General features: G+C 69.4%; 3 protein-coding genes. All 3 read left to right on the top strand.

What is annotated here, in order from left to right:
• Nucleotides 1-118: 118 nt before the first annotated feature.
• Nucleotides 119-1,744 carry a succinic semialdehyde dehydrogenase gene (locus tag VOI19_RS14535; protein ID WP_323793680.1) on the top strand — a complete coding sequence of 542 codons (1,626 nt, stop codon included), beginning with the start codon at nucleotides 119-121 and terminating at the stop codon, nucleotides 1,742-1,744.
• Nucleotides 1,745-1,757: 13 nt separating this feature from the next.
• A complete protein-coding gene (locus tag VOI19_RS14530) occupies nucleotides 1,758-3,509 on the top strand; it encodes a GMC family oxidoreductase (protein ID WP_323793679.1) in 1,752 nt (583 codons plus the stop codon).
• Nucleotides 3,510-3,907: 398 nt separating this feature from the next.
• The coding region (gene guaA / locus VOI19_RS14525; RefSeq protein ID WP_323793678.1) for a glutamine-hydrolyzing GMP synthase at nucleotides 3,908-4,828 on the top strand (921 nt) is incomplete at its 3' end.

Here is a 4,828-nt window from a genome sequence, read left to right as displayed (position 1 = left end):
CCTGCCCTCCGGCCGACTGCCGGCGGTGTCCTTGGTGGACACCGCCGGTAGTTGTGTAAAGGGACACATTGACAAACATTCAGTAGCGGCGGAGACGCCCGTCACATACCCTCGGTATATGAGTGACGCCTCGCAGCCGACGTCCGCCGGCGGTCCGCGCCTCGAGGGTCCGTCGGACCCCGAGCACGACCCCACCGCTTCCTACGCCCTCGAGCCGTCCTACACCGAGGCGCTGACCCGCCGGGTGCGGGCGACGTCGGGCCGCACCGTGCAGGTCGACACCCCGCTGAGCGGTGCGCCGCTGGCGCACGTGCCGCAGTCGACCGACGACGACGTCGAGGAGGCGTTCGCGCGGGCACGCCGTGCTCAGGACACCTGGGCACGCACCCCGCTCGAGGCTCGCGCGGCGATGATGATGCGGTTCCACGACCTCGTGCTCGAGCGTCAGGACGAGATCATCGACCTGATCGTGCTGGAGTCGGGCAAGGCCCGCAAGCACGCCTTCGACGAGCCGCTGCACATCGCCCTCACCGCGCGCTACTACGCCCGCACGATCGAGAAGCACCTCGCCACCGAGCGCAAGATGGGCGTCGTGCCGGGCCTGACGCGCGTCGAGGTCAACCGCGTGCCGAAGGGCGTCGTGGGCATCATCTCGCCGTGGAACTACCCCTTCACGATGGCGCTCTGCGACGGGCTGCCCGCCCTCCTGGCCGGCAACGCCGTGGTCGCCAAGCCGGACGCCCAGACCATGCTCAGCGCCCTGCTCGGGGCCCGGCTGCTCGACGAGGCCGGCTTCCCGCAGGACCTGTGGCAGGTCGTCGCAGGTCCCGGCTCCGAGATCGGGACGTCGATCCTCCAGCGCGCCGACTACGTCTGCTTCACCGGCTCGACCGCCACCGGCAAGATCATCGCCAAGACCTGCGCCGAGCGTCTGGTCGGCTGCTCGCTCGAGCTGGGCGGCAAGAACCCGCTGCTCGTGCTCCGCGACGCCGACCTCGAGAAGGCTGCTGAGGGTGCGGTGCGGGCGGCGTTCTCGAACGCCGGTCAGCTCTGCGTGTCGATCGAGCGGATGTTCGTCGCCGACCAGGTCTACGACCGCTTCCTCGACCGCTTCGTGGCCCGCACGAAGGCGATGACCCTGGGGGCGACCCTCGACTGGGGCAACGACATGGGCTCGCTGGTCTCCCAGGCGCAGCTCGACACGGTCGTGGCGCAGGTGGACGACGCGGTCGCCAAGGGCGCCCGGGTGCTGACCGGCGGGCGTGCGCGTCCCGACCTCGGCCCCTACTTCTACGAGCCCACGATCCTCGAGGGCGTCACGCCCGACATGACCTGCTTCGGCGAGGAGACCTTCGGTCCTGTCGTCTCGCTCTACCGCTTCCACGACGAGGCGGAGGCCGTCTCCCGAGCCAACGACGGTGACTACGGCCTCAACGGCTCGATCTACAGCCAGGACGGCGACCGGGCCCGCGCCATGGCGCGCGAGATCCGGTGCGGCACGGTCAACATCAACGAGGCCTTCGGTGCCACGTTCGCCAGCATCGACTCCCCGATGGGTGGCATGCGCCAGTCGGGCATGGGACGTCGCCAGGGGAGCGAAGGAATCCACCGCTACACCGAGTCGCAGTCGGTGGCCACGCAGCGCCTCGTCCGCTTCGCGCCGATGCTCGGGATGTCGGACGAGACCTATGCCAAGGTGATGACCGCCAACCTCAAGATCATGAAGAAGCTCGGAAGGGCCTGACGAGATGAGTGACATGAGCAACGGTGCAGCTCCCACGACGGGCTCCACGACGGGCAACGACTTCGACGTCCTCGTCATCGGTTCGGGCTTCGGTGGCTCGGTCTCGGCCCTGCGGCTGACCGAGAAGGGCTACAAGGTCGGCGTGCTCGAGGCCGGCCCGCGGTTCGAGGACTCCGACTTCGCCTCCGGCACCTTCGACCTCAAGCGCTACCTCTGGGCGCCCGCCCTCGGGTGCTACGGCATCCAGCGCGTCGACGCGGTGCGCGACACCCTGATCGTCGCCGGTGCCGGCGTGGGTGGTGGCTCGCTGGTCTACGCCAACACGCTCTACGAGCCGCTCGAGCCGTTCTACAAGGACCCGCAGTGGGCCTCGATCACGGACTGGAAGGACGAGCTGGCGCCTTATTACGACCAGGCCAAGCGGATGCTGGGCGTCGTCACCAACCCGGTGCGTACGCCCGCTGACGACGTGATGGAGCAGGTGGCCACCGACATGGGCGCCGCCGACACCTTTCACCCCACCCCGGTCGGTGTCTTCTTCGGCGGACCGGAGAGCAAGCCCGGCGAGTCGGTGGCCGACCCCTACTTCGGTGGTGCCGGTCCCGACCGCAACGCCTGCCTCAACTGTGGCGAGTGCATGTCGGGGTGCCGCCACAACGCGAAGAACACCCTCGTCAAGAACTACCTCTACCTCGCCGAGCAGAAGGGCGCGAAGGTCCTGCCCCTGACCACCGTGACCCGGGTGGTGCCGCGCCGGCTCGGCGGCTACGACGTCCACGTGCGCTACACCAAGGCGAAGGTGCGCTCGAAGGCCTCGACCCGGGTCATCACGACCGACCAGGTGATCTTCGCCGCGGCCTCGCTCGGCACGCAGAAGCTGCTCCACCAGCTCAAGAACGACGGCGACCTGCCCCGGATCTCCGACCGGCTGGGCTTCCTGTCGCGCACCAACTCGGAGTCGATCCTCGGTGCCATCGCGCCCAAGAGCGACAAGACCGACTACTCCTACGGCGTTGCGATCACCTCGTCGTGGCACCCCGACGACCACACCCACATCGAGCCGGTCCGTTACGGCAAGGGCTTCAACGCGATGGCGATGATGCAGACGGTGCTGACCGACGGCGACGGCGACGGTCCGCGCTGGGCCAGCTGGCTGAAGGCGATGTGGACCGAGAAGAAGAATCTCTTCGAGCTCTACGACCTCGCGCACTGGTCGGAGCGGACGGTGATCGCGCTGGTGATGCAGAGCCTCGACAACTCGATCACGACCTACAGCAGGAAGAACAAGCTCACCGGCAAGTGGCGGATGACCTCCAAGCAGGGCCACGGCGCGCCGAACCCGACGTGGATCCCCGTCGCCAACCAGGCGGTCCGCAAGATGGCCTCGGTGCTCGGTGGCACCCCGGGCGGCAACGTGGGGGAGCCCTTCAACATGCCGCTCACCGCCCACTTCATCGGCGGGTGCGCCATCGGCACCAGCCCTGAGGACGGCGTGATCGACGGCTACCAGCGCGTCTTCAACTACCAGGGGCTGCACGTCGCCGACGGCTCGGCCATCTCGGCCAACCTCGGCGTCAACCCGTCGCTGACCATCACCGCGCAGGCCGAGCGTGCGATGGCGCTGTGGCCCAACAAGGGCGAGGTCGACCCGCGCCCCGCGCTGGGCTCGCAGTACGAGCGCATCGACCCCACGGCGCCCCGCTCGCCGGCCGTCCCGGGTCATGCTCCCGGCGCTCTGCACCTGCCGATCGTCGGGGTGTCCTGACCCAGCCGCGGCGTGCACGACATCGTGGGCTAGACCGCGAAAAACTTTCCGACCCGTTCCGTAACCCGGTTCGGAGCGGCTCGTTGAGACCGTGAACCCGGCGATAAACGCTCCCTCCCGAGTGCCGGGTTCAGAGTCCGAGCACTGTCCAACCGCGCTGGACGCGCAGGCCCCGCCACCCACCCCCCCCGGCGGGGCTTGCTGCTTTTTGCGCGCCGTGGTCACGCGAGCTCGCTCGCGGGACCACGAGCCTGCGAGGAGGCTGAGGAGGCCGCGCACCCGGAGCGCAGCGACGGGAGCGCACGGCTGTCTCGAAACCTTCCAGGGTGCATTCCGAGCGAGGTCCACGAGCCCGACCGCCGTGCGAGGCTCCCTGCGTGCGCCGATAGCATTCGCCCATGACAGCGGCAGAGCATGACCTGGTCCTCGTCGTCGACTTCGGGGCGCAGTACGCCCAGCTGATCGCGCGCCGCGTGCGCGAGGCACGGGTCTACTCCGAGATCGTGCCCCACCACCTGCCGGTGGCCGAGATGCTGGAGCGCAAGCCCGCCGCGATCATCCTGTCCGGCGGTCCGTCCTCGGTCTACGCCGACGACGCCCCGTCGATCGACCCGGCGATCTTCGAGGCCGGGGTGCCGGTGTTCGGCATGTGCTACGGCTTCCAGCTGATGGCCAACGGCCTGGGCGGCGAGGTCTCCGCGACGGGGGCCCGAGAGTACGGCCGCACGCCTGTCACGGTGAGCGAGCAGGGCACGCTGCTGGCGGGGCTCCCGGCCGAGCACTCGGTGTGGATGTCGCACGGCGACTCCGTGACCGCTGCGCCTGCCGGCTTCGACGTGCTGGCCTCCACCACGGTCACGCCCGTCGCCGCCTTCGAGTCGCTGCCGCGCCGGATGGCCGGGGTGCAGTGGCACCCCGAGGTCATGCACACCGAGCACGGCCAGCGCGTCCTGGAGCACTTCCTGCACGAGATCGCCGGCTGCCGGCCGACGTGGACGATGGTCAACATCGCCGAGGAGCAGATCGCCTCGATCCGCGCCCAGATCGGCGACCGTGGCAAGGCCATCTGTGGCCTCTCCGGCGGCGTCGACTCGGCGGTGGCCGCCGCGATCGTGCAGCGCGCCATCGGCGACCGGCTCACCTGTGTCTACGTCGACCACGGCCTGATGCGCAAGGACGAGACCGAGCAGGTCGAGCGTGACTTCGTCGCCGCGACCGGGGTCGACCTCAAGGTCGTCGACGCCGAGGATCGCTTCCTCGCGGCTCTGGCCGGGGTGAGCGACCCGGAGGAGAAGCGCAAGATCATCGGGCGCGAGTTC

The organism is Nocardioides sp. (genome assembly GCF_034670285.1).
GTDB lineage: Bacteria > Actinomycetota > Actinomycetes > Propionibacteriales > Nocardioidaceae > Nocardioides.
The sequence above is the reverse complement of the archived record's forward strand: the minus strand, read 5'-3'. Positions and strand labels throughout refer to the sequence as shown.